Raw genomic sequence first — 26,953 nt, forward strand, 5'->3', positions numbered from 1 at the left:
TCACCGTTGGAAGGTTAATCATGAACGAGCTCGTCATCGCATCCGACGAAGCAGACGCCCGCGCTGCCGCAGCGGTGGAGCAGCATCACGCCCAGCTCTCGGGAGCGCTGGCCCTCAAGGCGGGCGGCGTAATCGCGGCCGCCGTTCGCGAGACCGACGACGCGCCGTCGGGCGGCTGGGTCGACACGGCCGCGACCGACCTCGTGCAGTGGTGCCGCACCGAGCTCATTCCCCACGCGGTTGCGGAGGAGACGACGCTGTACGCCGCAGCCCGGGAACGCGTCGAGGGGCGTCTGCTCGTGGAGTCGATGCTGCGCGAGCACGCCGTGCTGATGGCGTTGGTCGACGAGATCGAGGGAGCCACCAGCACGGTGGCCAAGGCCGCCGGGGCCCGGACCCTACAGGTGCTCTTCGACACCCACCTCGACAAGGAGAACACTCTCGTGCTCCCGTTGCTGGTCGGTGCCCCCGATGTGTCGGTGGCCAAGCTGCTCGAGGGGATGCACGAGCTGATCGGTGGTGGCGACGGGCACGCACAAGCCGCCTCAGCCGAGGCCACGGCGCCGGTCGCCCATGACTGCACCTGTGGAGAGGAGGCCGCGGCGGGCTACCCCGAGCTCGACGCTCGGGCCGTTCCGCACGCCATTCGGCACGCCACGGTCTTCGGCGCCCTCGACGGGGTGCGGGCCAACGGAGGCCTGGTGCTGGTGGCACCGCACGACCCCAAGCCGCTGCTCGCACAGCTTGAACGGCGCAACCCCGGTGAGTTCACGGTCGAGTACCTCGAGCGCGGCCCCGAGGCGTGGCGCCTGGCCATCGTGCGCCAGTCGGCCTGACCAGGAGTGGGAGGTAGGCGACGTGCCCCGGTCGGGCAGCGAGACCGAGCCCGGCCCGTCGGTCGGGGACCCACCAGCGGGATCAGCCAGTGGGTCCGCCGGGGCCCTCTCGCCGACCCCGCCGACCAGGGCGGCACGCGCGGTCCGGGAGGCGTGGGCGCCTTACCTCCCAGCCTTCTTCGTCGGCGCGCTCTGCATCATCGCCGGGGGGCTCGTGGCTGCCGTCACGAGCCCGATGGCGCTCTCCCACGGCTCGTGGGCGGCCGCCTACCTCGTGCTCGTGGCCGGCGTGGCCCAGATCGCCCTGGCCGCTGGTCAGGGGATGCTGGCAGGGCAGGCCCGGGCCGGGCGTCGTCTGTTGCTCGTGGAGTTCGCCGCCTGGAACCTCGGCAACGCCGCCGTCATCGCCGGAACCCTCTGGAGCGCGACGTGGCTCGTCAACCTCGGCGGGGCGATGCTCGTGGTGGCACTCGGTGGTCTGCTCGTCGCGACTCGCCGCGGCCCCGGTCGAACCGAGGTGGCACGCGGGCGGCAGGTGGCGCTGCTGGCCGTGCGGGCGCTCGTGGCGCTGCTGCTCATCAGCATCCCCGTCGGGCTGTGGCTGGCGCACGTTCGCGCGCGCTGAGGCAGCAACGCACCTGTTCGCCGTCAACGATCTCGTCGACCTCGCTGACGGACACGACGGAAAAGTCGAGCGCACGGTTGGCGCCTTGAGCCCGAGTAACACCGGCTCGAACTGCCAGGCTGAGGCGCGCGGGCCGGCATCCGGGGCACGCTGTCCGTATGACGTCGCGGATGAGCTGGCTGGACCGCGGTACTCGCAATTTCTGGCGCCTCACGGGTCGACCGGTCGACTTGCTGGGAGCTGAGAAATGGCTGGCCGCCCCGATGCATCACGGTCCGACGATCGAGGACGGGTGGCTGACCGCGGCAGCACGCGAGATCGGAGGGTCACTGTGCCACGACGGCACGGACGCCGGCCTGCTGCCCGACATGGACCGCCTCAACGGTCCGCTCTTCAACGCAGACCACATCCGGCCCGAGGTGCGCCATTTCTACGAGCACACCTCCCAGTGGCGGATGGAGATCTGGACCCAGTGGAATCCGATCTTCCAGCCTGGCGGCGAGCTCATCTCGCGATACTTCGGGCGTCGCGTCCAGCAGCTGGCGCTTCCCACGAAGCCGCTCGAGGTCGCTCTCGGCATCGACAGCCGGGTCGTAACCATCATGGATGCCGCCGGGCGCCAGCAGGCAGCAGGATGGATCCGCACCCTGCGCTCAACGGGCGACCACGTCTACAGCGGCTGCTACTCCACCCGCACGCTCCCAGGCTCGGAGCAGCCCAGCATCCACGTGGCGTTCCCGCTCGAGTCAGGCAACGTGCAGGTACTGCTGCGGCCCCGCGCCCTACCAGATGGCTCACTCGAACTGAGCTCGCCCGCCGGGCCCTTCGGCCACGATGGCGCGTACGTCGTCGTAGAGAGTCGCGGCCAGGCCCACGCCGCCAGGGCACCGATTCACGAGACCTTCCGGGTCTACGTCGACGCCGAGGGCGTTCTGCGCACCGACCACCGACTCTGCCTGCGGTCGGCCACCGTGGTCCGCCTCCACTACAAGCTGCTACCCGGCACCTGAGGAACTCGACGATCTCACCGACGCGTCACCGCCTTCTGCATTGGCCGCCTAGGCGCTCCATTTGGTTCAGCTGCCATCGTTCTCGTGGGCGGAGTCCGAACGGTCCCCCTGCTGCTGCAGGTGGGGCAGCAACACGGCGGCGAATGCGATCATGGTGATCAGGCTGAGAAGGGTCACGGTCCACGTGATCCACCCAGCGTCACCGTGCGACACGTTCAGAACCTGGTTCAGGACGAGCCCCACGGCGTACACGGACAAGAAGCCACGGACGCCTCGTTGATGCCGAACCATCCAACGCTGGGCTCGCGTCGGCGGCAGAGGCGTCGGAGTCACGCCGCCACCCTAGGGCGGACCCCTGCCCTTCGACGTCGCCTCAGGACGGCTCGCCCTCGTCGTTCATTTCGCTCGGGGCCTGCCCGGTGAGTAGCCCGACGAGCACGGCCGCCTGGCTGATCTGCCACTGCTTCGTCGCCGTGAGCAGCGTGAGCGGGCCAGCGGCGGCCAGCTCGCGCAGATGCTCCAACGCGGCAGCGGCTTCACCGCCGTCGAGCTCGTTGGCGTAGCGCGTGACGAACTCGTCGTAGCGCTCGGGCACGTGACCGAACCACTTGCGCAGCTCGGTGGTCGGGGCGACGGTCTTGAGCCACTCGTCGAGGTGCGCGTCGTCCTTGCGCAGACCGCGCGGCCAGACCCGGTCGACGAGCACCCGGGTGCCGTCGTCGGGGCTGGGCGCGTCGTAGACCCGCTTCACCCGCGGTCGGCTTGTCGACGCGTCTGGTCGGCGGCTCATGACCCGAAGACGCGGCCGGTGATCGTCTCGATGCTGATCGCGATGAGCAGGGGGCGCTGGCCCGGTGCCCACGGCTGTGCGAGGTCGGACTTCCACACGAGGGCAGCCTCGTTCGGCGCGACGATCGAGCCGCTGAAACCGTTGACGATCACGCTCCAACCCCGGCGGCCGCTCTCGTCGAGGTCGTCGACCTCGAACACGACCGGGGCGCGCCGCGTGAGGTGCGACAGGGTGCGACCCTCGACGGTGCGAATGACGATGAAGTCGTCGAAGCACGTGTAGCTGACCGGCAGGATCCGGGGCCGGTGAGCGCTCACCCAGCCGACGCGGCCGACTTCTTTGGACTCGAGGCGTTCTCGGCACTGCGGCGGCGACAGGATGGTGGGTTGCTGGCTCGTGGTCGGCATCGGCGCTCCCTTCGAACGGGGTGGTCGCGCCGCCGCTGGAGTCGGGCCGTCACCTGCGTTCCAGGCTGGTTCAAGACTGGTTCGGACGGTTCGAGGCGCGGCGGTCGCGGCCCGAACGTGAACACCCAGCGTGTCAGCGGATCCGGCTGGGCGGAAGGGCCTTTGGGCCCGGTGTGACCCGACAGACAGGGGAGGCCGCGCCGGTCATGGCCTCGTGTCGGGCTGATGGGTTCGCGAGAACCAGGTGAGAACGCCGAAGAGCCAGACGGCGCCGAGCACCAGCGTCAGCAGGAGGATCTGCAGCCAGGGCGGGGGCGCCAGCCAACCCAGCACCAGTGCGACCACGGCCGCGAGAGCCAACGCCGCGGCCACCGGCCGGTAGACCTGAGGCAGCTCGTGCCAGTCGGCGAGCGAGGTGGCGACGAGCACGAGCGCCAGCACCCCCACGGCGACCGATGCCGACAGCACCATGGGCGCCGGGCCCGGGGCGTGACCGTCTGACGCGTGCTCGATCATCAGCACCATGACCCCGCCAGTGGCGGCGATGGTCATCGTCACCGGAAGGTGCCCGACGAGCCAGAGCGACAGTGCGCCGCGCCGCGGGGCGACCCGCCGGGCCCCGACGAAGTCGAAGTAGCTCCACCAGTAGGCGAACCCGATGCCGAGGCCGAGGATGCCGGTCACCACGGCCATGGGGACACGGCCCGCATCCGCGATGCCGCCGACCACCCCGGCGACCACCTCGCCCAGCACGATGATGGTGAACAGGTCGAAGCGTTCGACCAGCGACTCGCTCGCGTTGGTGCTGGTGTCACGCGAGAGGCCCCGGCGCCGGTCGAGCACGATGAGGCCGACCAGCCAGGCGACGACCACCAGGGCCCACACCCCCAGCCGCAGACCGTCGGACAGCAGCGCGCTGGCGCCAACGATGACCGCCGAACCGAGCACACCCGCGATGTAGGGCGTGGTCGCGGGGCGGTACTCGGCTGAGTCCTGCCGACGCACGGAGTACCAGAGCCAGCCGAGCAGCAACAGGTACACCCCGTAGACCACAGCGAAGGCGGGCCCGTCGCTTCCGGTGGCGCTCCCGGTGAAGACGGCGAGCAGGGCGAGCACCCCCATCTGGAGGAAGACGTAGGCCCGGGTGCGGCCTTCAGCGCGGCCGTGGAGGTCGTGGTAGACCGCCCCGTTCACCCAGGCGATCCAGATGAGGGAGAACACGACCGCGAACCGGCCCAGCCCAGGCCAGGTGACGTCGCCCGCGAGGTGGTGGGCGGCCTGCGCCACGACGACGACGTAGACCAAGTCGTAGAACAGCTCGAGAAAACTGACCTCGCGCCCCGCGATGGCATCGCCGTGGGCGCGGGGCGGCTGCCAGAAGTGGTGTCGGAACGCTCGTGCGCTGGCCCACGGCGAAGGGGCGGCCCGCTCGGCCTCCGGTGATGGCATCGGTCGAGGTGGCCCGTCAGCTCGAGGGATTCGGGGCCGGGGTCGGGCTGGGGATCGGGCTAGGGGCCGGGCTTGGCCGCCGGTCGCCCACACGGATCGTGATCGTGGTGGTGGGGCCGAAGACCGACAGGCTACGGGCTACATCGGGGAGGTCGACCTGCCCGACGAGTGTGTTCGGACGGCCATCACGAGAGGCGGGTTCGGGAGTGAGCATCAGCCGGTTGGGCATCCGCGGAGCGAGGTCGAGCGCGCCGGGTATCGCGCTGTTCCAACCGGTATAGGCCCCGAGCCCGCCCGTGTCGGTGGGCCCGACATCGACAACGAGAGAGTCGGACCAGTCGGGCACCCCTTCGAGGTGGTCGGTGAAGTCGAAGGCGTCGTTGGCCTGCACGACCTTGGCGACGCGCAGGGTCACGACGTAGCGACAGAGCAGCCCCTCAGCGTTCGGTTTGCCGCCGGCCGGCGCATCACCCGTTCGCTCCAGCAGGAAGGTCGACACCAGCGGCACGGGCGCGAGCGGTCGGTCGGCGTCGACCGCCTCGTTGCTGCCGGGGGTGGGCGACGGCCGGCCGCCCAGCTGGTCCAACATGATCGGGCACCAGTGCTCGGCGAGCTGCTGGCTGATGACGACCGGCAGCCCGCGGATGGTCAGCCGCATGTCGGCCTGCCACGACACCCCGGCCTGGTCGGCGGCAGCAGCGGTGTCGGTTCGGGTGTCGGCGAGGCCGCTGAGCAGGGCTGAGACCGCCCACCGGCCGAACAGAAAGCGCTGAAGGTTCTGGTAGGCCTCCTCGGAGTTGACCTCGCCGTAGGCGCCGGAGTGCGACTTGTAGATGAAGGCCCGATGCGAACCCTTCACGTAGGCGTTCTCGATGCGCACCAACCCATCGCTCTTGGCGCCGACGATCAGCCGGGAGGGGCCGTAGTCGGCAGGGTCGGTGCCCACGATGCAGAAGACGTTGTCGACGTCGAAGACGTCCGCAGGAATGACCCGCGGGTCCCATCGTCGGTCGTCATTCTGCGGCGGCAGGTCACCGAACTGGGATCCGGGAGTGAGCAGCCCGTACATCTTGTCGGGGGCGAAGATGTCGCTGCCGGCCGGCCCGAGGTCGGCCATGACGGCGTTCGCGGCGCGAGACAGGGTGACGATGCCGCCGTGAGGGGTGCCGAAGGTGAAGAGCTTGTCGACGATGTCGGCGGCACGACGGCGGGGCTGACCGTCGGCGTCGTCGCTCTCACAGACCTTCTGCATCATGCAGCGGGCCACCAGACCGCCCATCGAGTGCGCCACCAGAATGACCTTGGGTGCCCCGGTGCGCCTCAGCACGAGCAGCACGAGGGTATAGAGATCGGCGGCGGCGGCCTCGAGGTTGAACCCCGGGGAGGCGACGTGGTGGGTCACGGCGTCGGCGAGACGGTGCAGCAGACCTTCCGGGCGCGGCGCGGCGAACGTGGTGGCGGCGCTGTCGTAGAAGCGGTGGATCCAGATCGAGGCCGGCGCGAGCGGGGTGTCACCCTGTTGCAGAAGTGCCCGTTGTGAACCGTGTACGAGCAGCTGGTAGCCGTGGTCGACCATCAACCGCAGCAGGGGCCCCTCGAACTGGTAGAAGCTCGGGTCGCCATCGCCGTTCGTGCGGATGTGGGTGGCCCCGGTGTTGAAGCCGTAGAACGGGTCGTCGACCTGCTCGTTGATCGAGGTGGTGGCTCCGGCGAAACCGCGTAGATAGACGATGGGAAGCTGGTCCATGGCGCCTTCCAACGAGGGTTGTCTCGACGGAGATGCCGTGAGGCTCCTTTCTTCCTACTCCGCTCAGGCCGGTGGCGTCAACGGTGCCTGGCGGGGGCCGGTCCGCTGCGTGTGGCGTGTTGTTCGTGGCGCTCGGGACCGCCACGGTGCGTGCCTCGCCCCGACAACGGGTCGAGCAGGGACGATTCTCTCGACGGCATACGGCCCTGTACGAAGGTGAGCGGCCGCGATCGTGCCATCCATCTACCCAATTCCTGATGGCACTACAGGTTTCAGGAACCTTCACACAGACGCCCCGCACTGGGTGGACAATCCCCAGATGAAGTGCATTCGCCCGGTCGTTCTCGTGCTGCTCACAATGACCTTGGCGGCGTGCGGTCCAGACACAGGCGACACCACGGCCGGTAGCGGTGGAGGTGGCAGTTCGGCCGGCGGCGGTGGTGATGCGGGCGGCGATGGCCGTGCAGGCGGTAGTCCCACCGCCCCGGTGGTGTACCGAGTGCCGGATGACGAGTGCCCTTCGGACTACCCGTACGGGTTGACGATCACAACTGATGTTGAAGCTGAGGTGGAGTACCTCAAGCACATGCCAGCATGCACGAACGGGGCTGCGACCGCCATGTGGCTACGGAACGACACAGATGCGGTGTGGAAGCTGCAGTCGCGGTCGGGTAGTAGCGGTCAGGTCACGCGTTTGGACGAGACGTTGCGGCAAGCCTCATTCATGGACGCTGTGGGTTCTTCCCTGCCGTTGCTGATGCCCAAGGGCAATGTGTCCGTGAATGTTCCGCCGGAGGACGTGAACTGGTCCGTCTCTTTGGACTACACGCTCGGTTGGGCGGCTCACGACTTGGCGGTGGAGAGAGTTGCGTCCGCCGGCGAGACTGCGGCGGTTGCGGCGCTGGGGCGAAGGTCTCCGGCCGGTGCGGCCGTTGCCGCCTGCGCACTCGCTGGTGTCGAGGGCGCCAAGACGGTGTCCCACCTCGAGGAGGCGGACTCCCGGGAGGTCATGATCGAGGTGTTGGGGAGCAGTGTCGCTGGGCTCAAGTGCCGCACGGAAGCGCAGCGGGTGCGGACATTCAACGCGGATGGCACTCCCGCCGTTCTGTCGGACGAGCTGAGCCACTTGGGTGCCAACACGGAACTCATCGAGAAGGTGCACACACGTATGGACTTCGCCCAACGAGCGTTCAAGGCGCTGACGCTCGGGCTGAAGTTCTGGCATAGGGGCTGAGGCACAGGCCGCCCTGCGCCGCAGCGGCCGAGGCGCCATCACCCGATGGGCGTTCCGCCGCCGCAGGGGCCGAGCTTGGCCGGCGTTCACCACCACCGGGGTTCTGCTGGTGGCCTCTTCCGGCTCACGCACGACCGAACGGCCGAACTGGCCCAGCTCGGTATTGAAGCGACGGACGACTGACAGGACCGGCGGCACCGCTCGTCAGCCACGGGCCACCGCCCTGGTGTGGGCTGAGTTCGAGGTCTGCGAGGCGAGGGCGGCATCCCATGACCGTGAAGAGCCGACGGGAACGCCCACGTTGGCACGTGCCGCGGTGGGCTCCGCGGTTGCCCCCTTCGGAACCATCCCTCCCGTGACGGCGTTGTAGGGGGTTCCTTGTGTCTCGACGATCGGAGCCCCGCGTGTCGACTGTGGTGCAGACCGGACTACCCCCGCTTGCTCATCAGGCCGAGCGTCTCATTGAGCTCGGTGTGCACGAGGTTGCCGGACTATCGGCACGAGATCTACGCAGCGCCGCCAACACCGGTTCCACTGACGAGGGACTCCTGGTCGTCCACCCCAGTCGGGCACCGGCATCGAAGCTCGTGCCGCTGTTGGAACGCGGGGGCAAGCACGCGTTCGTCGTTGTCGACCTGCCTGACCTCGACCTGTTCACCCCGATCGAGCAGGTCACGCTTCCCGATGGCCCCGCCTACTTTGTGAACCACATCGACCGAGGCGACCAGATGGCCAACTGGAGCCCGAACGAGGCCCTGCCGGCCATTCTCGAGGCCGGGCGCACGCCACTGACCCTCGGTGAAGGCATCCAGTGGCTGCTTCAGCAGCCGCAGTCGCTCGAACGAAACCACTGCTTCATGACGATCGCCTCGCGGCTCCGCAAGCCCAACGGCGTGCTGGACCCGAGAACGCCGGCCCTGTGGATCAGCAACGGGACCGGGCGAGATGGCATAGCGAACCGTGATGCGCCCAAAGTCGGATGGTGTTGGGCGGGCAACCGTCACACCTGGCTGGGCTTCGCCTCGGCGGCGGGCCGAAACAGACCATGATCAGCGCCCTCTACGGGTCGACCCTTCGCTGAACAGGCGCCTCAGTCGTGGCGAAGATGCGTGCGTCAGAGTCGTGCTTCCGTCGAGGCTTCGGCGACGTGGCTGGTGTCGCTCGGCGTAACGCGTCTGCGAACGATGACGACCCAGTGTGTCGATCACTACGCAGTGGTGATGCTCGACCTTGAGGAAGACGAGTTCGACGTCAGCCAGGGCATCCTCGGCTCGCAGCCGTTTGCGAAGACGTGAGCTTCAGGTGCAGGTCACGGTCGAGGATGCCGGCCAGCCGTGCGGTCTCACGCTCGACGAGCTCGTGGCAGTCCGGTCGATCGCGAAGCCCCGCGACGGTGAGTTCGTCACCCTTTCGCGCCCAGGTTCCAGACACCACCCCGCCCACGATGACCGGGTTCGCCTTGCGGGTGACCCGGTCCCGAAGTGACGACGGAGTGACGTGGACGTCCTTGGTGCCAGGGCCCATCACCCACTGGTCGTGACCGGGCAGGAAGCGCACCGCGTCCGAAGGCAGCGCGCCTGCGAGCGCCTCGACGTCTTCGCGCACGACGTAGGCCGGGGTGCCCTCGACGTCGACCGCGACCAGGCGGTCGCCGAGCCCAGTGAACCAGGTGGTGAGCCGCTTGCGTCGCGCACTCAGGCCGTTGCCGAGCCAGTAGTGGAGGTGGTCGGGCGTGGCCGGGCCGTACGTGCGCAGGTACGCCACGATGGCTCGGGGGCCCGCCTCGTCTACATCCGGGATGCCGCCCCACCGTGGGTTGGTGTCGAGGCGCTGGCACGTGTGCTGGCCGTCGCGGGTCGGTCCGAGGCTCAGGTCCCCCTGCCACGTCAGCGGCTTGATCAACGTGCCAGCACCCTCGTCGAAGACCGGCTTCAGATGCCGGTAGGCCCGGCGCCTCGTCAGCACTTCGCCCAGCTCGACGACGGTCAAGGGCCCATCGCTCAGCGCCTCACGCACGGCTGTACGAAAGTCGGGCCAGTCGGATGGGCTCAGCCGGTAGTACTCCACCCAGCTCGGCAGCTCCCACTGGCGGCCAGCCGCACGGAGGGCCAGATAGATTCCGCCCTCCTCGGGGGAGAGGTAGTGCATCGACCCGCGGAAGGCGAAGGCCTTGATGACCTTTCCCTCGACCAGGTCCTGTGCCAGCTGGCCGGGGCGAGACGTCGCACAGCGAGTCCGGACGGCAAGCTCCGCGAGCGACTCGTCCATCGAGAGAACCGCGCCGAGCCGACGTACGGCTCCAGCCACCGACTCAGAGCCGACGGGATCGAGCAGCTGACGCCCCATCCGCCACGAGCGGGCCTGCGCCCAGGTGACCGAGGACTCAGTCGACATGAACATTCCCGAAGCCTCACACAGGTTCCGGACGAACCGCGAGCGCGTCGGGTGCCTTGACCGTGGTCCCGTTCAACCGGATGCTGTCGGACATCAGCCTGCCGCCGCGTCTCGGTACTGCGGGGTGAGCTCGGTCCAACGGGCATGCCAGGCCGGGGCCGCCGTCTGTTCCGACCAGCCGCCGACATGCACCGGCCCATCGCTCGCGACGGAACGCCCGAGGTCTTCGAGGTGAACCTGCCAACCGGCCCCGTAGAAGTGCAGCTGGTCGACGGGCAGTCCCCGCTCCTCGACCACCAGCCGGGTACGCGACCCCTCCGCCATGAGCCACGCCTCGAGTCGGGTCTCGTCGTCGGTTCCCGGTTCCATCGTCACCAGCAGATGTTGCGGGGCCTCGCACACCTCGATGCGTATCGGGCCGGCCCACGTGCTCGTGAAGACAGCCTGCACAGTGCCGCCGACGCGAAGGTCACCCGACACCTCGGCGATCCAGCGCGCCAGTCGCTCCGGCGTCGTACACGCGAGCCACAGATCGTCGATGTCGGTGTCGTACACCTCCTCGACCCGCACCGCTCCCCGCTCGTCGTCGAGCGCCCGCATCGTTCCGGTCATCCTCACTTCTGCGCCTTCTTTCCTCGTGCGATCTCCGTGTGCAGGGCATCGAGCCGGTTCTGCCACAGGGCGCGGTACTCGCCCAGCCACTCGTCCACCTCGACCAGCGCCTCGGGCCGCAGGCTGTAGATCCGGCGCTGCGCGTCTTGGCGCACGTCGACCAGGCCCGCCTCCCGCAGCACCCTCAAGTGCCGAGAGACCCCCGGCCGTGCGATCGGTAGCGCATCGGCCAGCTCACCCGAGGTCGCCGGATGATCCCGCAGGATCTCCAGCACCGTGCGTCGACTCTGGTCGGCCAACGCCTGCCACACTGCGTCCATGGCTTCGAACTTACCCGAGCAGTTACGTAACCGCAAGGGTAATCATTGTGCCCGCGACCGCCGGTTCAGCTGAGGTTGCGGTACTTGCGAGTGCAGAGCGCCCCGAACAGCAGCCCGATGCCGACGGTCCAGGCCAGTGACTGCAGCACCAGGGATGCCGTGTCGGCGCCGCCGAACAGCTGGGCCCGCTGGGCCTCGGTGGCGGAGTCACCGAGGATGAGCGACCGGGCGGCGTTGATGACCACACTCACCGGCTGGTGCGTGGCGAAGCCCTGCAGCCAGTCGGGCATGGTCATGACCGGTACGAACGCCGAGGAGGCGAAGGTGAGCGGGAAGATGATCGGAAAGGTGGCCGCGTTGACCGCCTCTGCGCTGCGCACCGTCATGCCGATCAAGGCGTACCCGAGGCTGACAGCGAGCGCGAACAGCAGCAGCAGCAACCCGGCGAGCACCAGGCCGGGCAGGTTCGAGGGTCGAAAACCCACCGCGAACCCGGTGGCGATGAGCACGAGCAGGCCCAGCGTGTTGTTGACGGTGTCGGCCGCCACCCGACCGCCGAAGACGGCACTGCGGGCCATGGGTAGCGACCGCAGCCGGTAGATGAAGCCCTTCTGCAGGTCATCGGCCAAGGCGAAGCCGGTGACGCCCGCGCTGAACAGCACGGTCTGCACGGCAATACCGGGGATCAGGTAGTTCACGTAGCTCACCTCCGCCAGACCGCCGATCGCGCCGCCGAAGACGTAGCGGAAGAGCAGCACGAACATGATCGGCGAGACGAGGTTGAACATGATCTGTTCGGGCTGGCGAAGCAGCCGGCGCAGGTTGCGCCCGGCCATGGCGAGGGTGTCGCTCACGGCCCACTTCAGTGCAGAGCCATGGTCGTCCGACTGCGCCGCGCGAGCCTGCGCCCGGGTCATGGTGGTCATCCTCGCCCTCCGTTGCTCTGGTTCACGAGCGTGTCGTGCGTACCCGGCGCGGCCGGCTCGTCACCGGCTTCGTCGCCCGGCGCAGCGGCATCCGCCTCGGCGCCATGACCGGTGAGCGCCAGGAACACATCGTCGAGGCTCGGCTCGCGCAGCTGAAGCCCGCGGGCCGTCAGGTGAGCGGCGTCGAGACGGCGCACCACCTCGCTGAGCGCGGCCGTGCCGTCGGTGGCCGGCACCTGCACGACCTCACCCTGGAGGCTGAGGTCACCGTCGCCGACCCCGGCGAGCGCCCGGTGCACGGCGTGGGCCTCTTCGGCATCGGCCATGCGCACCTCGATCACCGCTCCACCCATGCGGGCCTTCAGCTCGGTCGACGTGCCCTCAGCGATCACCCGGCCATGGTCGACGACGGTGATGCGGTCGGCGAGACGGTCGGCCTCCTCGAGGTACTGCGTGGTCAGCAGCAGAGTGGTGCCCTCGCGCACCAGGTCTTCGATGACCTCCCACAGCTCGATGCGGCTGCGCGGGTCGAGCCCGGTGGTGGGCTCGTCGAGAAACAGCACGGGCGGTCGGGCCACGAGCGCGGCGGCGAGGTCGAGGCGTCGGCGCATGCCGCCGGAGTAGGTCTTGGCGGCCCGGTCTCCGGCCTCGGCCAAGCCGAAGCGGCCGAGCAGCTCGGCGCCGCGGGTGCGGGCCTGAGCCGTCGACAGGTGGTTGAGCCGACCGACGAGCGTGAGGTTCTCGGCGCCGGTGAGCACATCGTCGACAGCGGCGAACTGCCCGGCCAGCCCGATCGAGCGACGCACCGCGGCAGGGTGGCTCAGCACATCGATGCCGGCGACCTCGGCCCGGCCAGAGTCCGGTCGCAACAGTGTGGTCAGGATGTTGACGACGGTCGTCTTGCCTGCGCCGTTGGGGCCGAGCAGCCCGAGCACCGTTCCGGGTTCGACGCGAAGCGACACCCCCTCGAGGGCGCGCACCTTCCCCCCGAACGTCTTGACGAGGTCTTCGGCGAGAATCGCAGCATCACTCACACCGGAACTCTAGGCGAAACCCCCGACAGCGGTCGGCCACGCTGACCCGAAGCAGCCGGCGCTGACGTCAGGCCAGAGCGAGCAGCCGCTTCAGCTCAGCCACGAAGGCGTCGACGTCGGATGCCGTCGTGTCCCACGAGCACATCCAGCGCACCTCTCCGGTGGCCGGGTTCCAGTCGTAGAACCGGAAGCGCTCACGCAGCGCGTTCGCCACGTCGCGGTCGAGCACCGCGAACACGGCGTTGGCCTGAACGGCCTGGGTGATCGTCACCCCGTCGAGCGGACCGACCCCGGACGCGAGGCGTTGAGCCATCTCGTTGGCGTGGCCGGCCGACCGCAGCCAGAGGTCGCCGTCGTAGAGCGCGAGCAGCTGCGCCGAGATGAACCGCATCTTCGAGGCGAGCTGCATGTTGAGCTTGCGGAGGTAGACCAGCCCGTGCTGCTCGGCGGTCAGGCTGTGGTCGAGCACGACGACGGCTTCGGCTGCCAGCGCGCCGTTCTTGGTGGCGCCGAGGCTGACGATGTCGACGCCCACGTCAGAGGTGAACGAGGCCAGCGAACCACCCAGCGAGGCAGCGGCGTTCGCGATACGGGCACCGTCGAGGTGAACCCGCATGCCGAGGCCGTGAGCGTGCGTGGTGATGGCCCGGATCTCCTCCGGGGTGTAGCAGGTGCCGAGCTCGCTGGTCTGCGTGATCGACACGGCCAGCGGCTGGGCGCGGTGCTCGTCGCCGAAGCCCCAGGCCTGCGCGTCGATCAGCTCGGGAGTCAGCTTGCCGTCGGGCGTGGGCACGGTGAGCAGCTTGAGGCCGCCGACGCGCTCAGGGGCGGCGTTCTCGTCGGTCTGGATGTGCGCCGTGTCGGCGCACACGACCGCGCCCCACCGCGGCAACATGGCCTGCAGGGCCAGCACGTTGGCCCCCGTGCCGTTGAAGACCGGCCAGGCCGTGGCGCCCTCACCGAAGAGCTCACCGACGACCGCCTGGAGACGCGCGGTGTAGTGGTCCTCGCCGTAGGAGATCTCGTGGCCACCGTTGGCCGCAGCAAGGGCCTCGAGCACCTCGGGATGCAGACCGGCGTAGTTGTCGGAGGCGAAACCGCGGCTCTCGCGGTCGTGCAGGTTCGTGGGCAGGCTCTGGGTCGTGCTCGTCACGTCTCTCCTGAGAAGGGGCTCGGTGGTCTCGGTGAGACCTCGTGTCGCCGGGCGGTCGTCGGGCGACGGCCGCCGACCGTCAGCGCGTGGCGTCGGGGCGCAGGTCGACCCGTGCGCCGTTGAGAACGCCGGCGTCACCGTCGATGATCTCGCAGATGCTCGTGGCCAGCCGCGCCGGGGTGGTGGCGGTGCGGCCGGTGCCGATGTAGTTGACGACCGCCGTCACCGCCGCGGCCTTCTGCGGGGTCGGTGACTCAGCGTGACCCGACTGCAGTGACCGGAACGAGTCGGCCAGGGCGAGGATCCACGCCTCCCCCGCCGCCTTGGCCGCGGCGTAGTTGGCGTTGCCTGCGGTCGGCTTCTCTACCGAGGCGGCCGTGATGACCACCACCCGGCCGGCATCGGAGGCGGCGAGGTCGTCGTGCACGGCAAGGGTCGTGTTGCGCAGGGTGTCGACGAGCAACGAGCGCAGCAGCAACCAGTCCTCGTCGACGTTCTCTGTGAACGACGCACCACCGCGCCACCCACCGACAAGATGCACGAGGCCGTCGAGACCGCCGTGTTCCGCGCGGATCACGCCCACGACGTCACGAGTGGCCGCCGCGTCGGTGAGGTCGCAGGTGTGCGTTGTCAGCGCTGTGAGCGTGCCAGTGCCTGAGCTCGACTCGATCTCAGCGAGGATCGCGGCCAACCCGGTCGCGTCACGGTCGACCGCGGCCACCTGGTGACCGCCGGCCACCAGTGCGGCGCAGGTGGCCCGACCGGTCGCTCCGGTGGCTCCGGTGACGATGACAACGCTCATGAGCGGGCTCCTGAAGGGTCGGCAGAGGGGACGGTGCGTGCGGCCCCACCAGTGTGCCCTGTCACGCCGTGGGCGTGTCGCGGCTGTCAGGTGCATCGCCGGTGGCTCCGGTGATGCCGGCGGTCGACTCGATGACCGGCTTCATCTTCTTCGACAACGCCTCGAAGAACATCGAGAGCGGGAACTCGTCGGGCAGCACGGCATCCGTCAGACCCTTGGGCGGGCCGTCGAGCGGCAGCGCGGTGCGGTCACCGGCGGCGTTGCGCGCCCAGGCCGAGCTCGGGTGCGGCGTCACGGCGGAGGCGACGAGGTCGTAGGCGGCGAGCCAGTGCGCAGCCTTGGGCCGGTCGATCGAGCGCCAGTAGAGGTCTTCGATGGCGCGGCCGAGCTCGAGCACCGGCTCGGTGACGGCATCCCACTCGATGGTGAGGCGGTTATCGGTCCAGTGCAGCACGCCCTTCTGGTGCAACCACGCGAAGAGCAGCTGGCCCCCGAGGCCGTCGTAGTTGCGCACCCGCGAGCCGGTGATCGAGAAGCGGAAGATGCGGTCGAAGAGCACCGCGTACTGCACCATCCGCGCGTAGGGGTGCCCCTGCTTCTCGAGCGCCACCGACTCACGGAACGCGGTGAGGTCGCAGCGCAGCTCTTCGAGCGCGTAGAGGAAGAACGGCATCCGCTGCTTGACCATGAAGGGGTCGAAGGGCAGGTCGCCGTGCATGTGGGTGCGGTCGTGGATGAGATCCCACATGACGAAGGTGCGCTCGGCGAGCTGCTGGTCGGCAACGAGGCGAGCGGCATCCGGCGGCAGAGGCAGCCGGGTGACGGATGCCGCTTCGCTGACGACGCGACGGAACCGGGCCGCCTCGCGGTCGGCGAAGATACCGCCCCAGGTGAAGGCGGGCACCTCGCGCATCGCGACCGTCTCGGGGAACAGCACGGCCGAGTTCGTGTCGTAACCGGGCGTGAAGTCGAGGAAGCGGATCGGCAGGAAGAGCGTGTTCGAGTAGTCGCCCGCCTCGAGCTCGGCGACGAAGTCGGGCCAGATCACCTGCAGCAGAACGGCTTCGACGTTGCGGTCGGGGTTGCCGTTCTGGGTGTACATCGGAAAGACGACGAGGTGCGGCAGCCCGTCGACCCGATTGCTCGCCGGGGCGAACGCGGTGAGGGCGTCGAGAAAGTCGGGCACCTCGAAGCCGCCATCGGCCCACCGGGTGAAGTCCTTGACGAGCGCCTCGAGGTAGTCGGCGTCGTGGGGCAGCAGCGGCGCCAGGCCGTGGATGCCGTTCGTGATCTCGCCGACGAGCCGGGTGGCGTGCTCGTGCGTGTGAGGGTCGGGCACCGAGCCGTTGGCGGCCTGCAGCGGTCGCAGCTCGGTCACCGCGGTCTTGAGGCTCTGCCAGGCGGGCTCGGCCACGAGCGGGTGCGGCTCGTCAGCGAAGTGGGTGTCGGCGGGCGGCGCCACGAACGACACGGCGTTGGCGAGCAGCTCGGCGAACGAGTCGTCGGCGTTCTTCGCCGTACCGGGCTCAACGGCCAGCACGGCGACGTGGCGGTCATCGAGGCGGCTGGTGGCCGCCACGGCGACACCGTCGGCGCGCAGTAGGGCGACGGCCGGGGCCTCGACGGCCAAGGCGGCGGTGGCCATGAGGGCGCCCGGTTCGACGCGGGCCAGCAGGTCGAGGGCACCGGCTCCGAGCCGAGGGGGGGCCGCCTCGACGGTCCCCTTGGGGGCGCCCGTGGCGGCCGTCAGGTGCAGCCCGTTCGGTGCGCCCTGCGCTCCGAGAGCGATGACACCAGCGCGCGGCCGCAGGTCGGCCAGCACACGGTCGAGGTCGCCCAGCTGGGCCAGCACCACCACGTCGGCCAGGTTCGGCGACGCGACCACGGGGAGGCCGCGGTCGGCCAGCATGGTGGTGACACTCGCGTCGCCGTCGAGCACGTGGACGGAAGGAAAAATAGTCATGCCTGGCACCCTCGGAAGAAGATTCTGTTGCGTGGTCACACCAATCCTACAGAATCTGCGTCAAGAAGCCGAATGGACAGCACATACTGCGGCACGCGAGAAGGGCGACCGCTCCGTCCCCTGAGGAAGCGATCGCCCTTCGTTCGTGTGGACCCCTGCCCGGGCCGGTCGGCAGCCCCCCTCAGGCCGCCACCGAACTCACTTGCTCGAGGTCTGCTTCTGCGACTCCGCGTTGGTCTTGCACTTCTTGCCCATCGCGTCGAGCTTGTCACCGGCGGCCGATACAACCTGCCGGTGGCCGTGCCAGTCGCTCTGGAACTGCTCGGAGTCGGTGCCGCCCCAGTTGCTCTTGATCGAGTTGACGGCGCCGTTGACCGCCTCGACGATGCCGTCGAGCTCGCCCTTGTAGCCGATCAACTTGTCGCCGGACGACGAAACGGCGTCGGCGTTCATGCCCTTCTTGTAAACAGCCATGGTTCAGATCCCTTCAGAAGCGTTCAGTGTCAGTGGTGGTGAGCGACGTTCAGTGCAGGTTCGCAGTCCGTCTCAGATCGATCGCTGCCGCAATGCTCAATCGATCGCTGCCGCAATGCTCAATCGATCGCTGCCGCAATCAGTACTGCGACGACGTGGACCGCTGCTGCGAGACCTCGCGGTCGATCGTCGACTTCATGTCGGTGAGCAGCTTCTGCGCCTTCTGCAGCTCGGGACGGTGCGTGCCGGTCCACTCCTGCTCGAACTGCTTCGAGTCGTCACCCTGCCAGTTCGCCTTCAGCGACTCGACCTCACTGTCGACCTTGCTGATGAGCTTCTGGATCGCCTCGGCCTGGTGCTGTAGCACGTTGCCTTGCGCGTTGACCTCATCGTCGTTCATTCCGAGCCAAGCCATGTCGTTCTCCTTCTCGTGCGTCCCCCGACTGTTCGGGATGATCTCCGGACCAGCCGAAGTTGGCCGTCCCTTGCAACACTGACGAACTTAGGCGAGCCCGCACGAGGTGTCGATGGGGAGCACTCCCCATCAACGTCCAATCTCGGGTTCGTCGGCCAAGGCGACCAACAGGCTGGGCGAAAGCCGTTGCGCACCAGTCTATTCCGCCGACCGAAGCGCGCCGCCTGGTTTTGCGCGCTTGACTCGACGGGCTACGATTGGAGGTCAATTCGATAGGGAGGACGACCTTCATGGATCTGTTGACTCGTACCGAGCTCGAATCGCTCACGCAGCCGGGGCCAGACGGCCCACACGTCTCGCTCTTCATGCCGACCCACCGCTTCGGTGAGGGCATCGAGGCCGACAAGCTCAAGTGGAAGAACCTCGTCTCCGGGGTCGAAGACCTGCTGACGCAGCGGATGCGACGTCCGGACGTCGAGACACTGCTCGCCCCGGCCCGCGAGCTGCAGAACGACGCCATGGCCTGGCAGTACATGAGCGACGGGCTGGCCATGTTCCTTCGCCCGGACGGCCAATGCTCGTTCCGGGTGCCGGCTCCCATGCCGGAGCTGGCCACGGTGGGAAGCCGAACCGTGATGGGGCCCTTGCTTCGTCTCTTCGCCGGCGATGAGCGTTTCCTGCTGCTGGCGCTCAGTCAGCGGGAGATCCGCCTCCTGGAGGGTAGCCGGAACACCGTGGAACAAGTTCAGCTCGGCGAGGTTCCCACCAGCCTGGCGGATGCCGTCGCCCCTCAGGAACCCCGTTCCGACACGATGGCCCGACCTGCGGCCGGCGCCGGTCGGGGCGGACCAGCGGTGTTCTACGGGCACGGCGCCGGCGACCGGCACCTCAAGAAGGACGAGGTGGTGCGTTTCCTTCGACAGGTCTCCACCGGGCTGCGCGACGTGCTGGCCGGTGAGACCGCCCCGATGGTGCTGCTCGGGCTCGAACCACTGGTAGCGAGCTACCGAGAGGTCAACCGGTACGACCACCTCCTCGACGAAGCCGTCGTGCACAGCTCGGACCAGCTCTCGATCAAGCAGCTTCACGAGATGGCCTGGCCGCTGGTCGAGCGGCGCCTAAGAGACGATCGGGCCCTGGAGATCGAACGGTTCCGAAGCCTGCACGGCACCGGGCGCGTGTCCAGTGACCTCAAGGATGTCGCCGAGGCGGCTGCCGAGGGACGGGTCGAGACGTTGTTCGTCAAGGCCGACCCGTGGTGCTGGGAGCAGGTCGCCGGCAACGAACCGGCGATCGTGGAGCTCGGGGCCGACGAGCGGTACGCCGAGTTCGACCAGGTCGACGCGGCCGCTGTGGCGACCCTGAACAAGGGCGGCCGGGTCTATGCGACCTCGGAGACGGTCGATCCCGAGAGCCAGGTCGCGGCCATCTTCCGCTACTGACCGACCGCCGTAGCCACCACGCACCGGGTGGGCCGCCCTGTCAGGCGGGCGCAGTCAAGTGGCCGTCTACCCCCTCACCCGCAACACACCGAGTAGGCGTCAACGTGGGCAGGCGTAACTGCAGGGTTTGTCGATTACTCGGTGTGTTGGACGGGCGGGTGGGTCAGGCGGGCGGGGTGTACCGGCCGTCGATGGCGGTCCAGCCGCCGTCGACGAACAGCTGGCTGCCGGTGACGAAGCTCGACGCGTCGGACGCGAGGTACACCACCGCCCCGGCGAGCTCTTCGGCGTGCGACCACCGGCCGAGGGCGCTCTTGCTCGCGTAGGCCTCCGACCACTCCGGTACCGCCCGGATCTGCGCGGTCAGCGGGGTGTCGACGACGCCGGGAGCGATCGCGTTGACGCGCACGCCGGAGGGCCCGAGCTCGGCGGCCGCCGTGCGCAGCAGCTGCACCAGGCCCGCCTTGGTCGCGGCGTACACGCCCTGTCCCGGTTCGACCGTGACGGCGCGGATCGAGCTGAAGCCGATGATGCTGCCCCGCCCGCGCTCGGCCATGCCCGCCCCGAACGCGCGCACCAGATCGAACGAGGCCCGCAGGTTGAGCGCGACCACCCGGTCGAACTCCTCCCCCGAGTAGTCGAGCAGCCGCTTGCGCACGTTGGTCGCGGCGGTGAAGACAAGCACGTCGACCCCTCGGTCACCGCCCAGTTCGCTTGCGGCCCGCGAAACTGCCGCCGCGTCAAGCACATCCAGCTCATAAGCGCTGATCCCGCCGCCCATGGCCATCGTCTCCTGCGCGGCACTCATGTCACGGTCGGCGCACACCACCTCGGCCCCGTGTGCCGTCAGGGCCAGCGCGCTCTCGCGACCGATGCCGCTGCCGGCACCGACCACGACGGCCCGGCGGCCGTCGAGCCGGAACAACCTCGAGTAGTCGATGCGGGCCGGCATCGGCTCGTTCGAGCGCCCGTCACGCTGCCCGTCCATCTGCTCGGTCATGGTTCAGCCTTTCGTCGTCGGCCGGATGACGGCCATCCGGGTCACGGTCAACTCTTCGATCGCGAACCGGGGGCCCTCTCGCCCCGAGCCTGAGTCCTTGACCCCGCCGTAAGGCATGACGTCGGAACGGAACCCGGGAACCTCGTTGACGATCACCCCGCCCACCTCGATGCTGTCGACCGCCTCGAAGGCCGTTGCCAAGGATGCCGTGAACACGCTGGCGTGCAGCCCGTACCGCGAGTGGTTCACCACCTCGAACGCCGTCTCCAGGTCGGGCACCGAGCGCACCGCCACCACAGGGCCGAAGATCTCCTCGTCCCACGCGGCGACGCCGTCGGGCACGTCGAGCAGCACGGTCGGCTCGATCGCACCCCCGACCCGCTTGCCGCCGGCCACCAGCCTGGCACCTGCGCCCACCGCTTGCGCCACCCACTCCAGCACCCGCCCCGTCGACCGTTCGTCGATGAGAGCCGATACCCGGGTGGTCTCCTCGCGCGGGTCTCCCACGGCAACACGGCCCATCCGGCCGGCCAAGAGCGTCAGAAAGTCCTCGCGCACGGCCTCAACCACCACGACCCGTTGCACGCTGATGCAGGCCTGCCCTGACGCGTAGTAGCCGCCCCGCACCACGGCATCCGCCGCGGCCTCGAGGTCGGCGTCGGCGGCCACCACGAGCGCGGCGTTGGAGCCCAGCTCGAGCAGCACCTTCGTCGGCGCGGCATCCCGGGCGATCTGGTGCCCCACGGCCGCCGACCCCGTGAACGACACCGCACCCACCCGGCGGTCGGTGGTCAGAGCCACCCCGACCTCAGGGCCACCGGTCACCAGCTGCAGCGCGGCTCGGGGTGCCCCCGCCTCGTGCAGGGCCTCGCGCACCAGGTGCACGAGCCACAGCGTCGCCAGTGGGGTCTGCGGGGCCGGCTTGATCACCACTGGGCAGCCCGCCGCGAGCGCCGGCGCGATCTTGTGCGCGGCGAGCAGCACCGGGTAGTTGAAGCCCGCGATGCCCACGACCACTCCGATGGGCTTGCGCACCCAGAAGCCGAGCAGCCCCTCGCCCGAGGGCAACAGGTCGAGCGGCACCGTCTCGCCGTGCAGTCGTGCAACCTCCTCGGCCGCGGTCTGCAACGTCAACAGAGTGCGGTCCACCTCGATCCGGCAGTCGACCAGCGGCTTGCCGGTCTCGGCCACGAGCAACCGCTCGAAGTCGCCCCGTCGCAGGGCGATCGCATCGTGGGCCGTCTGCAAGGCCCGGCGTCGCACGTGCGACGCCAGCCCGGCCACCTCTCTGCGCACCGCCAGAGCCTCGTCGAGGGCGAGGCGGGCCAGGTCTGCGTCTCCTACCGGGGCAGTCGCGACGAGCGACCCGTCGTAGGGAAAGCAAATATCAACCGTCGTCGGCACGGGCTGCCAGTCGTCACCGATCGGGAGTCCGTCGGGAAAGTCCATCGTGAGCTCACTCATCGCTCTGGTCACCCTCTCGTCGTCGCGCCGGTGAAGGCCGACGGGAACGCATCGCGGTACGACCGCCACGTGCCCGCCGGCGACGAGGTCGTCTCGGCGCTCAGCATCGCGTGCCCGATCGAGCGGGTGAAGCAGTCACTCGCCGCCTCGAGCAGGGCGTGGAACGCTGCCGGGTCGGGTGCCTCCCGCTCACCCGTGGCCAGGGTGAAGACCGTGTCGCCGTCGAACATCGTGTGTACGGGCCGGATGCCGCGCGCCATACCGTCGTGGGCGATGCCCGAGACCTTGGCGCACTGCGCCTTGGTCAGCGTGAGGTCGGTCGCGACGACCCCGAGCGTCGTCGCCATCCCGTATCTCGCCCCGCCGCCGGTGGCGAGGTCGGCGGCGCGCTGACGGGCGGCCTGCAGGTCTGCTGCATGGGGCGCGGCGAGCGCGGGGAACTCTCCGGGGAGGCCGAGGCGCACGGCGTACAGCTCACCCGTCGAGGGGTCGACACACGACCCGAGAGCGTTGACGACGACCAGTGCCGCCACCGTCGTGCCGTCATCGAGCACGGCACTGGCCGAACCCACCCCGCCCTTCAACCCGCCGGCAACCGTGCCGGTTCCCGCTCCGACCGAGCCCATCACGACGGGGCCGGATGCCGCTGCGTCGTAGGCGCGCTCGCCAAACTCGGGCCCCGGATGCGTGGCGAAGTCGCCGCCCCTACCCAGGTCGAACACGACGGCGCCCGGCACGATGGGCACCACCTCACCGGGGGCGCCCATCGGCAGGCCCACCCCGTTGTCGAACAGGCGCCCCATGACGCCGTCGACGGAGCCGAGCCCGAACGCGCTGCCGCCCGAGAGTACGACCGCGTGCACCCGGTCGACCATGTTGCGCGGGTCGAGCAGGTCGGTGTCACGGGTTCCCGGGCCGCCACCTCGCACGTCCACACCGGCGACTGCCCCGCCGGGCGGTGACAGCACGACCGTGGTTCCGGTGAGCCAGCCGTCACCACGACGGCCCGCGTGCCCCACCCGCAGACCGGCCACGTCTGTGAGGCTGTTGGTCTGGCCCTGCCGTGTCGTCATGCTGGTGTCTCCCTCGTGAGGTCGGCGGCGGTCGTGCCCGACAGGGCCTTGCCCAGCGTCGGGATCGCCGCGATGAGCTGGCGGGTGTAGGGGTGCTGGGGGTTGTCGTAGACGTCGGCGACCGGGCCCATCTCGACGATCTCGCCCTCGTGCATGACCGCGACCCGGTCGCAGACGTGGCGCACCACGGAGAGGTCGTGCGAGACGAACACCAGGGTGAGGTCGAGCTCGTCGACGAGGTCGGCGATGAGGTTGAGCACCTGCGCGCGCACCGAGACGTCGAGGGCACTGACCGGTTCGTCGGCCACGAGGATCTTCGGCCGGGGTGCCAGGGCGCGGGCGATCGAGATGCGCTGCCGTTGTCCGCCGGAGAACTGGTGCGGATACCGGTCGGCGGCGTCGGCCCGTAGCCCGACGGCCTCGAGCAGCTCGCCCACGCGGCCCCGTGACGGCCCGAGACCTTGGGCGACGAGGGGCTCGGCCACGATGTCTCGCACCCGCATCCGGGGGTCCAGTGAGCTCATCGGGTCTTGGAAGACGAGCTGGAGCCGGCTGCGGAGAAACCGCAGCCGGCGGTCGCGCAGACCGGTGAGGTCGGTGCCCTCGACGTGCACGGTGCCGCTCGTGGCGTGGTCGAGCCCCGAGATGATGCGCAGCAGGGTCGACTTGCCACAGCCGGACTCGCCCACGATGCCGAAGCGTTCGCCCTGCGCCACCTCGAAGCTGACCCCGCGCAGGGCCCGCACCGGATCGCTCGCGCGCAGCAACGAGGCGCGCGGGCGGCGGTAGTCGCGGGTCACCTCACGAACACTGATCGCCGGCGGGCCGGCGCCCGGGGTGACGGCTGAGGCACTGGTCATGGTCGACCACCCCCAGGGGTCGCACGGGGTGCGGCATCCGGCAGACCGGCGGGATGGTGACAGGCGAAGCCGGCGTCATCGCCGGTGGCGGTCCAGCTCGGGCGCGTCTCGCAGGCGGCGGTGGCGTGCTGGCACCGGTTGCGAAAGACGCACCCGGCCGGGAAGTGGCCGGCGGCCGGCACCGACCCAGGGATGGTCGCCAGGCGGCCACGGTCGTCGACAACGGTCAGGTCAGAGGCCCCGAGCAGCCCCTGGGTGTAACGGTGTCGGGGCCGCGTGAAGACCTCCTGCACCGGGCCGGCCTCGACGATCCGGCCGCCGTACATCACCATCACGCGCTCGCAGACGGTGGCGACCACGGCGAGGTCGTGGGTGATGAACACCATCGCCGCCCGTCGGTCGAGCACCCCCTGCACGATCAGGTCGAGCACGAACGCCTGCACGGTGACGTCGAGCGCGGTGGTGGGTTCGTCGCAGACGAGCAGCGCCGGGTCGTTGGCCAGGGCCAGGGCCAGCACGACCCGCTGCCGCTGCCCGCCCGAGAGCTGGTGGGGGTAGGCCCGCGCCGTGCCGGGAGGGTCGGGCAGCCCGACCTGCCCGAGCAGCTCGACGGCGGCGACGCGAGCGGCCCGGCGGCTTGGTCGGGTGCGGTGGATCAGCATCGCCTCGGCCACCTGGTCGCCCACCCTCATGGTGGGGTTGAGCGCGGTCATCGGCTCCTGGAAGACCATGGCGATGTCGCGGCCCCGCACCCGTGACATCGCCCGCTCGTCGGCGCCGACCAGGTCGTGGCCGACGCCGTCAACCTGTACCGACCCGGTCGCCGTCAGCCCCTCAGGCAGTAGCCCCATCAGGGCCAGAGCGGTCAACGACTTGCCCGAGCCCGACTCCCCGATCAGGCCCACTCGCTCGCCGGAGCGGACGGTGAAGGTGACGTCCTCGACGAGCTTCTGATGTCTGACGCTCACGTCCAGGCCCTTCACGACGAGCACGTCTGCGCCCGCCTTCCCGCTCGCGTCGTCTTCCGGAGTCGTCACGGGTGCGGCGCTCATCGACGGTCATCCAGCTTCGGGTCGAACCGGTCGCGCAACCCGTCACCGAGCAGGTTGAACCCCAGCACCGCCACCGCGATCGCCACCCCCGGGAACACCGCCAGCCGCGGGGCCAGGAACAACAGCTCCTGGCTCTCCTGCAGCATCCGGCCCCACGACGGCGTCGGTGGCGGCGTGCCGAAGCCCAGAAACGACAGTGCCGCCTCGGCCAGCACAGCGATCGCGAACGACACCGACGCCTGCACCGTGACCAGGCTGCTGACGTTGGGCAGCACGTGCCTCGTGCCGATCGCGAACGGGCCCCGACCCGCCGCCCTGGCGGCGAGCACGTAATCCGTGCGCAGAACCTGCAGCGTGCCACTGCGGATGAGCCGGGCGAAGCTGGGAACCGTAGCGATTCCGATGGCGATCATCGCCACCAGCGTGCTGGCCCCGTAGACCGCAGCGAACATGATCGCCAGCAACAGCGCGGGGAAGGCCAGCAGCAGGTCGTTGCCCCGCATGAGCAGCTCACCGAACCAGCGTGGCACCATGCCGGCGAGGATGCCCACGGGCACCCCGATCACCGCAGCCACGCCAACCGCGACGAAGCCGACGAACAAGGTCGTGCGCGAACCGACCATGATCTGGCTGAACACGTCACGCCCGAACTTGTCGGTGCCGAACCAGTAGTCCGACGAAGGCTCCTGCAGCCGCGTGGCGGAGTTGACCAGGGTCGGGTCGTGGGGGGTCCAGACGAACGACACGAGGGCCATCACCACGATCAGGCACACGAGCGAACCCCCCACCAGCAGGCTCGGGTTCAGTCGGCGTCGGCTACGACGCCCAACGGCATCCTGCGTCGGGTTGGTCTCTGCGCCAGGCCGGTTCGGTGACAGGGGCGTGGCGGAGGTGTCGGCGTGCTCTGAGGGAAGCTCACTCATCGGGCGCTCACCCGCAGCCGGGGGTCGATCAGCACGTAGAGCAGGTCGACCACGAAGTTCACGACCAGCACCGCCATCACGAGGATCATCACGACGTCCTGCACCATGATCAGGTCACGCTGCGACACGCTGTCGAGCAGGAGGCTGCCCAGCCCCGGAATGACGAAGACCCGCTCGACCACCACGGCGCCGATCAGCAGGGTGGCCAGCTGCAGGCCCAGCACCGTGACCACCGGCACGGCGGCGTTGCGCAACCCGTGCCGCACGAGGGCCCGCATCGGCGGCAGGCCCTTGGCCCGAGCCGTGCGCAGGTAGTCCTCCCGCAGCACGTCGAGCACGGCGCTGCGCACGTAGCGGGTCAGCACCGCCGCCTGCACGAGGCCGAGCGAGGCCACCGGCAGCACCAGCTGCTTGAGGAACATCGCCGGGTCGTCCGCCGGCGGGGTCCACCCGTTGGCCGGCAACCAGCCCAGCTTCACCGCGAACACAGTGATCAGCAGGATGCCGGCCAGGAACGCCGGGATGGCCACGCCCAGCTGGGACACGGCCGACAGGGCCAGCCCGGAGACCTGGCGGTGCCGCACGGCCATCACGGTGCCGACCGGGATCGCCACGACGAGCGCCACCACCATCGCCGTGACCACCAGCCACAGGGTGACCTGTAGGCGGTCGGCGAGCTGCGGACCGATCGCGGTGCCCGACACGTAGGAGCTGCCCGGGTCGAGGGTGACCAGCCCCCTGACCCAGCTGAGGTACTGCGCGACCGGTGACCGGTCGAGCCCGAACTCGCTTCGCATCTCGGCCACCGCGGCATCGGAGGCGTTGACGCCGAGCGCCACGCGGGCCGGGTCGCCGGGCAGCACCGCCATGAAGGCGAAGACGATCACCGAGCTGACGACGAGGCTCGCGACGAGGATCGCGAGACGCTGGAGCAGTCGGAGAGTCATC

Annotated in this window: 28 protein-coding genes; 6 read left to right on the top strand and 22 right to left on the bottom strand. The window is 69.4% G+C overall.

Annotated features, from left to right (window positions below):
• Positions 1–20: 20 nt before the first annotated feature.
• The 3 genes from BA895_RS08310 (at position 21) to BA895_RS08320 (ending at position 2,471) form a co-directional block, all read left to right on the top strand.
• The gene (locus tag BA895_RS08310; RefSeq protein ID WP_070191436.1) at positions 21–836 is read left to right on the top strand and encodes a DUF2249 domain-containing protein; all 816 of its coding nucleotides are present in this window, start codon (positions 21–23) and stop codon (positions 834–836) included.
• Positions 837–858: 22 nt separating this feature from the next.
• Positions 859–1,461, top strand: coding sequence for a hypothetical protein (locus BA895_RS08315; protein WP_217493864.1), 603 nt, complete (start codon positions 859–861; stop codon positions 1,459–1,461).
• A gap of 263 nt (positions 1,462–1,724) precedes the next feature.
• On the top strand, positions 1,725–2,471 hold the full coding sequence (locus BA895_RS08320; protein WP_254666393.1) for a hypothetical protein: 747 nt from the start codon (positions 1,725–1,727) through the stop codon (positions 2,469–2,471).
• A 66-nt stretch (positions 2,472–2,537) separates the two neighbouring features.
• On the opposite strand, the gene BA895_RS08325 is transcribed toward BA895_RS08320, so the two are convergent.
• The 5 genes from BA895_RS08325 to BA895_RS08345 all read right to left on the bottom strand — a co-directional run bounded on the left by BA895_RS08325 (position 2,538) and on the right by BA895_RS08345 (position 6,864).
• Positions 2,538–2,804 (bottom strand): hypothetical protein, encoded by a 267-nt coding sequence (locus BA895_RS08325; protein ID WP_139142570.1) that lies wholly within the window; start codon positions 2,802–2,804, stop codon positions 2,538–2,540.
• Between the two features lie 40 nt (positions 2,805–2,844).
• On the bottom strand, positions 2,845–3,261 hold the full coding sequence (locus BA895_RS08330; protein WP_070191439.1) for a DUF488 domain-containing protein: 417 nt from the start codon (positions 3,259–3,261) through the stop codon (positions 2,845–2,847).
• Positions 3,258–3,668, bottom strand: coding sequence for a pyridoxamine 5'-phosphate oxidase family protein (locus BA895_RS08335; protein ID WP_083283130.1), 411 nt, complete (start codon positions 3,666–3,668; stop codon positions 3,258–3,260). The genes BA895_RS08330 and BA895_RS08335 overlap by 4 nt, the downstream gene beginning before the upstream one ends.
• A gap of 204 nt (positions 3,669–3,872) precedes the next feature.
• A complete protein-coding gene (locus BA895_RS08340) occupies positions 3,873–5,117 on the bottom strand; it encodes a low temperature requirement protein A (RefSeq protein WP_083283131.1) in 1,245 nt (414 codons plus the stop codon).
• Between the two features lie 16 nt (positions 5,118–5,133).
• Positions 5,134–6,864, bottom strand: a complete 1,731-nt coding sequence (locus tag BA895_RS08345) for a triacylglycerol lipase (RefSeq protein ID WP_070191440.1) — start codon at positions 6,862–6,864, stop codon at positions 5,134–5,136.
• Between the two features lie 319 nt (positions 6,865–7,183).
• On the opposite strand from BA895_RS08345, the gene BA895_RS08350 reads away from it, so the two are divergent.
• Together BA895_RS08350 and BA895_RS08355 are read left to right on the top strand one after the other, a co-directional pair.
• The gene (locus BA895_RS08350; RefSeq protein ID WP_139142571.1) at positions 7,184–8,098 is read left to right on the top strand and encodes a hypothetical protein; all 915 of its coding nucleotides are present in this window, start codon (positions 7,184–7,186) and stop codon (positions 8,096–8,098) included.
• A 404-nt stretch (positions 8,099–8,502) separates the two neighbouring features.
• Entirely contained in the window at positions 8,503–9,147 is a 645-nt protein-coding gene (locus BA895_RS08355) for a DUF5701 family protein (protein ID WP_254666394.1), read from the top strand.
• A gap of 202 nt (positions 9,148–9,349) precedes the next feature.
• Here the strand turns inward: BA895_RS08355 and BA895_RS08365 are convergent, their stop codons facing one another.
• From BA895_RS08365 to BA895_RS08410, 10 genes are all read right to left on the bottom strand, one after another.
• The gene (locus BA895_RS08365; RefSeq protein WP_070191443.1) at positions 9,350–10,498 is read right to left on the bottom strand and encodes a DNA glycosylase AlkZ-like family protein; all 1,149 of its coding nucleotides are present in this window, start codon (positions 10,496–10,498) and stop codon (positions 9,350–9,352) included.
• An 87-nt stretch (positions 10,499–10,585) separates the two neighbouring features.
• Positions 10,586–11,104 (bottom strand): SRPBCC domain-containing protein, encoded by a 519-nt coding sequence (locus BA895_RS08370; RefSeq protein WP_139142572.1) that lies wholly within the window; start codon positions 11,102–11,104, stop codon positions 10,586–10,588.
• A 2-nt stretch (positions 11,105–11,106) separates the two neighbouring features.
• On the bottom strand, positions 11,107–11,424 hold the full coding sequence (locus BA895_RS08375; protein ID WP_070191445.1) for a helix-turn-helix transcriptional regulator: 318 nt from the start codon (positions 11,422–11,424) through the stop codon (positions 11,107–11,109).
• A 65-nt stretch (positions 11,425–11,489) separates the two neighbouring features.
• Complete coding sequence (locus BA895_RS08380) at positions 11,490–12,350, bottom strand: ABC transporter permease (protein ID WP_070191446.1); 861 nt, start codon at positions 12,348–12,350, stop codon at positions 11,490–11,492.
• Positions 12,347–13,384 (bottom strand): ATP-binding cassette domain-containing protein, encoded by a 1,038-nt coding sequence (locus tag BA895_RS08385; RefSeq protein ID WP_070191447.1) that lies wholly within the window; start codon positions 13,382–13,384, stop codon positions 12,347–12,349. The genes BA895_RS08380 and BA895_RS08385 overlap by 4 nt, the downstream gene beginning before the upstream one ends.
• 67 nt (positions 13,385–13,451) lie before the next feature.
• Complete coding sequence (locus BA895_RS08390) at positions 13,452–14,537, bottom strand: low specificity L-threonine aldolase (protein WP_070191491.1); 1,086 nt, start codon at positions 14,535–14,537, stop codon at positions 13,452–13,454.
• A gap of 79 nt (positions 14,538–14,616) precedes the next feature.
• Positions 14,617–15,339: an SDR family NAD(P)-dependent oxidoreductase gene (locus BA895_RS08395; RefSeq protein ID WP_070191448.1), complete on the bottom strand. Its 723-nt coding sequence runs from the start codon at positions 15,337–15,339 to the stop codon at positions 14,617–14,619.
• 61 nt (positions 15,340–15,400) lie between these two features.
• Complete coding sequence (locus tag BA895_RS08400) at positions 15,401–16,753, bottom strand: DUF6421 family protein (protein WP_070191492.1); 1,353 nt, start codon at positions 16,751–16,753, stop codon at positions 15,401–15,403.
• A gap of 747 nt (positions 16,754–17,500) precedes the next feature.
• On the bottom strand, positions 17,501–17,776 hold the full coding sequence (locus BA895_RS08405; protein WP_139142573.1) for a WXG100 family type VII secretion target: 276 nt from the start codon (positions 17,774–17,776) through the stop codon (positions 17,501–17,503).
• Between the two features lie 139 nt (positions 17,777–17,915).
• Positions 17,916–18,191 carry a WXG100 family type VII secretion target gene (locus tag BA895_RS08410; protein WP_083283133.1) on the bottom strand — a complete coding sequence of 92 codons (276 nt, stop codon included), beginning with the start codon at positions 18,189–18,191 and terminating at the stop codon, positions 17,916–17,918.
• A gap of 290 nt (positions 18,192–18,481) precedes the next feature.
• On the opposite strand from BA895_RS08410, the gene BA895_RS08415 reads away from it, so the two are divergent.
• The gene (locus BA895_RS08415; protein ID WP_070191451.1) at positions 18,482–19,633 is read left to right on the top strand and encodes a hypothetical protein; all 1,152 of its coding nucleotides are present in this window, start codon (positions 18,482–18,484) and stop codon (positions 19,631–19,633) included.
• A 163-nt stretch (positions 19,634–19,796) separates the two neighbouring features.
• Here BA895_RS08415 and BA895_RS08420 read toward each other — a convergent pair whose 3' ends face one another.
• The 7 genes from BA895_RS08420 to BA895_RS08450 are packed head-to-tail and all read right to left on the bottom strand — an operon-like array spanning position 19,797 to position 26,952.
• The gene (locus BA895_RS08420) at positions 19,797–20,633 is read right to left on the bottom strand and encodes an SDR family NAD(P)-dependent oxidoreductase (protein ID WP_371327702.1); all 837 of its coding nucleotides are present in this window, start codon (positions 20,631–20,633) and stop codon (positions 19,797–19,799) included.
• 3 nt (positions 20,634–20,636) lie between these two features.
• Positions 20,637–22,097, bottom strand: coding sequence for an aldehyde dehydrogenase family protein (locus tag BA895_RS08425; RefSeq protein ID WP_217493866.1), 1,461 nt, complete (start codon positions 22,095–22,097; stop codon positions 20,637–20,639).
• Positions 22,098–22,105: 8 nt separating this feature from the next.
• Entirely contained in the window at positions 22,106–23,170 is a 1,065-nt protein-coding gene (locus BA895_RS08430; protein ID WP_070191452.1) for a P1 family peptidase, read from the bottom strand.
• Complete coding sequence (locus BA895_RS08435) at positions 23,167–24,030, bottom strand: ATP-binding cassette domain-containing protein (protein WP_070191453.1); 864 nt, start codon at positions 24,028–24,030, stop codon at positions 23,167–23,169. Before BA895_RS08435 ends, BA895_RS08430 begins: the two co-directional genes overlap by 4 nt.
• Positions 24,027–25,082: an ABC transporter ATP-binding protein gene (locus BA895_RS08440; RefSeq protein ID WP_070191454.1), complete on the bottom strand. Its 1,056-nt coding sequence runs from the start codon at positions 25,080–25,082 to the stop codon at positions 24,027–24,029. The genes BA895_RS08435 and BA895_RS08440 overlap by 4 nt, the downstream gene beginning before the upstream one ends.
• Positions 25,079–26,005 (bottom strand): ABC transporter permease, encoded by a 927-nt coding sequence (locus tag BA895_RS08445; RefSeq protein ID WP_083283134.1) that lies wholly within the window; start codon positions 26,003–26,005, stop codon positions 25,079–25,081. The genes BA895_RS08440 and BA895_RS08445 overlap by 4 nt, the downstream gene beginning before the upstream one ends.
• The gene (locus tag BA895_RS08450; RefSeq protein WP_070191455.1) at positions 26,002–26,952 is read right to left on the bottom strand and encodes an ABC transporter permease; all 951 of its coding nucleotides are present in this window, start codon (positions 26,950–26,952) and stop codon (positions 26,002–26,004) included. Before BA895_RS08450 ends, BA895_RS08445 begins: the two co-directional genes overlap by 4 nt.
• Position 26,953: the final 1 nt, after the last annotated feature.

Origin of the sequence: Humibacillus sp. DSM 29435 (assembly GCF_001758225.1) — a bacterium.
Classification (GTDB): Bacteria; Actinomycetota; Actinomycetes; order Actinomycetales; family Dermatophilaceae; genus DSM-29435.

Coding starts and splice junctions, on each gene's coding strand:
- BA895_RS08310 (WP_070191436.1), top strand. CDS start 21: ATGAACGAGCTCGTCATCGCATCCGACGAAGCAGACGCCCGCGCTGCC.
- BA895_RS08320 (WP_254666393.1), top strand. CDS start 1,725: ATGCATCACGGTCCGACGATCGAGGACGGGTGGCTGACCGCGGCAGCA.
- BA895_RS08330 (WP_070191439.1), bottom strand. CDS start 3,261: ATGAGCCGCCGACCAGACGCGTCGACAAGCCGACCGCGGGTGAAGCGG.
- BA895_RS08335 (WP_083283130.1), bottom strand. CDS start 3,668: ATGCCGACCACGAGCCAGCAACCCACCATCCTGTCGCCGCCGCAGTGC.
- BA895_RS08340 (WP_083283131.1), bottom strand. CDS start 5,117: ATGCCATCACCGGAGGCCGAGCGGGCCGCCCCTTCGCCGTGGGCCAGC.
- BA895_RS08345 (WP_070191440.1), bottom strand. CDS start 6,864: ATGGACCAGCTTCCCATCGTCTATCTACGCGGTTTCGCCGGAGCCACC.
- BA895_RS08350 (WP_139142571.1), top strand. CDS start 7,184: ATGAAGTGCATTCGCCCGGTCGTTCTCGTGCTGCTCACAATGACCTTG.
- BA895_RS08365 (WP_070191443.1), bottom strand. CDS start 10,498: ATGTTCATGTCGACTGAGTCCTCGGTCACCTGGGCGCAGGCCCGCTCG.
- BA895_RS08370 (WP_139142572.1), bottom strand. CDS start 11,104: ATGACCGGAACGATGCGGGCGCTCGACGACGAGCGGGGAGCGGTGCGG.
- BA895_RS08375 (WP_070191445.1), bottom strand. CDS start 11,424: ATGGACGCAGTGTGGCAGGCGTTGGCCGACCAGAGTCGACGCACGGTG.
- BA895_RS08380 (WP_070191446.1), bottom strand. CDS start 12,350: ATGACCACCATGACCCGGGCGCAGGCTCGCGCGGCGCAGTCGGACGAC.
- BA895_RS08395 (WP_070191448.1), bottom strand. CDS start 15,339: ATGAGCGTTGTCATCGTCACCGGAGCCACCGGAGCGACCGGTCGGGCC.
- BA895_RS08405 (WP_139142573.1), bottom strand. CDS start 17,776: ATGGCTGTTTACAAGAAGGGCATGAACGCCGACGCCGTTTCGTCGTCC.
- BA895_RS08410 (WP_083283133.1), bottom strand. CDS start 18,191: ATGGCTTGGCTCGGAATGAACGACGATGAGGTCAACGCGCAAGGCAAC.
- BA895_RS08415 (WP_070191451.1), top strand. CDS start 18,482: ATGGATCTGTTGACTCGTACCGAGCTCGAATCGCTCACGCAGCCGGGG.
- BA895_RS08420 (WP_371327702.1), bottom strand. CDS start 20,633: ATGACCGAGCAGATGGACGGGCAGCGTGACGGGCGCTCGAACGAGCCG.
- BA895_RS08425 (WP_217493866.1), bottom strand. CDS start 22,097: ATGAGTGAGCTCACGATGGACTTTCCCGACGGACTCCCGATCGGTGAC.
- BA895_RS08430 (WP_070191452.1), bottom strand. CDS start 23,170: ATGACGACACGGCAGGGCCAGACCAACAGCCTCACAGACGTGGCCGGT.
- BA895_RS08435 (WP_070191453.1), bottom strand. CDS start 24,030: ATGACCAGTGCCTCAGCCGTCACCCCGGGCGCCGGCCCGCCGGCGATC.
- BA895_RS08440 (WP_070191454.1), bottom strand. CDS start 25,082: ATGAGCGCCGCACCCGTGACGACTCCGGAAGACGACGCGAGCGGGAAG.
- BA895_RS08445 (WP_083283134.1), bottom strand. CDS start 26,005: ATGAGTGAGCTTCCCTCAGAGCACGCCGACACCTCCGCCACGCCCCTG.
- BA895_RS08450 (WP_070191455.1), bottom strand. CDS start 26,952: ATGACTCTCCGACTGCTCCAGCGTCTCGCGATCCTCGTCGCGAGCCTC.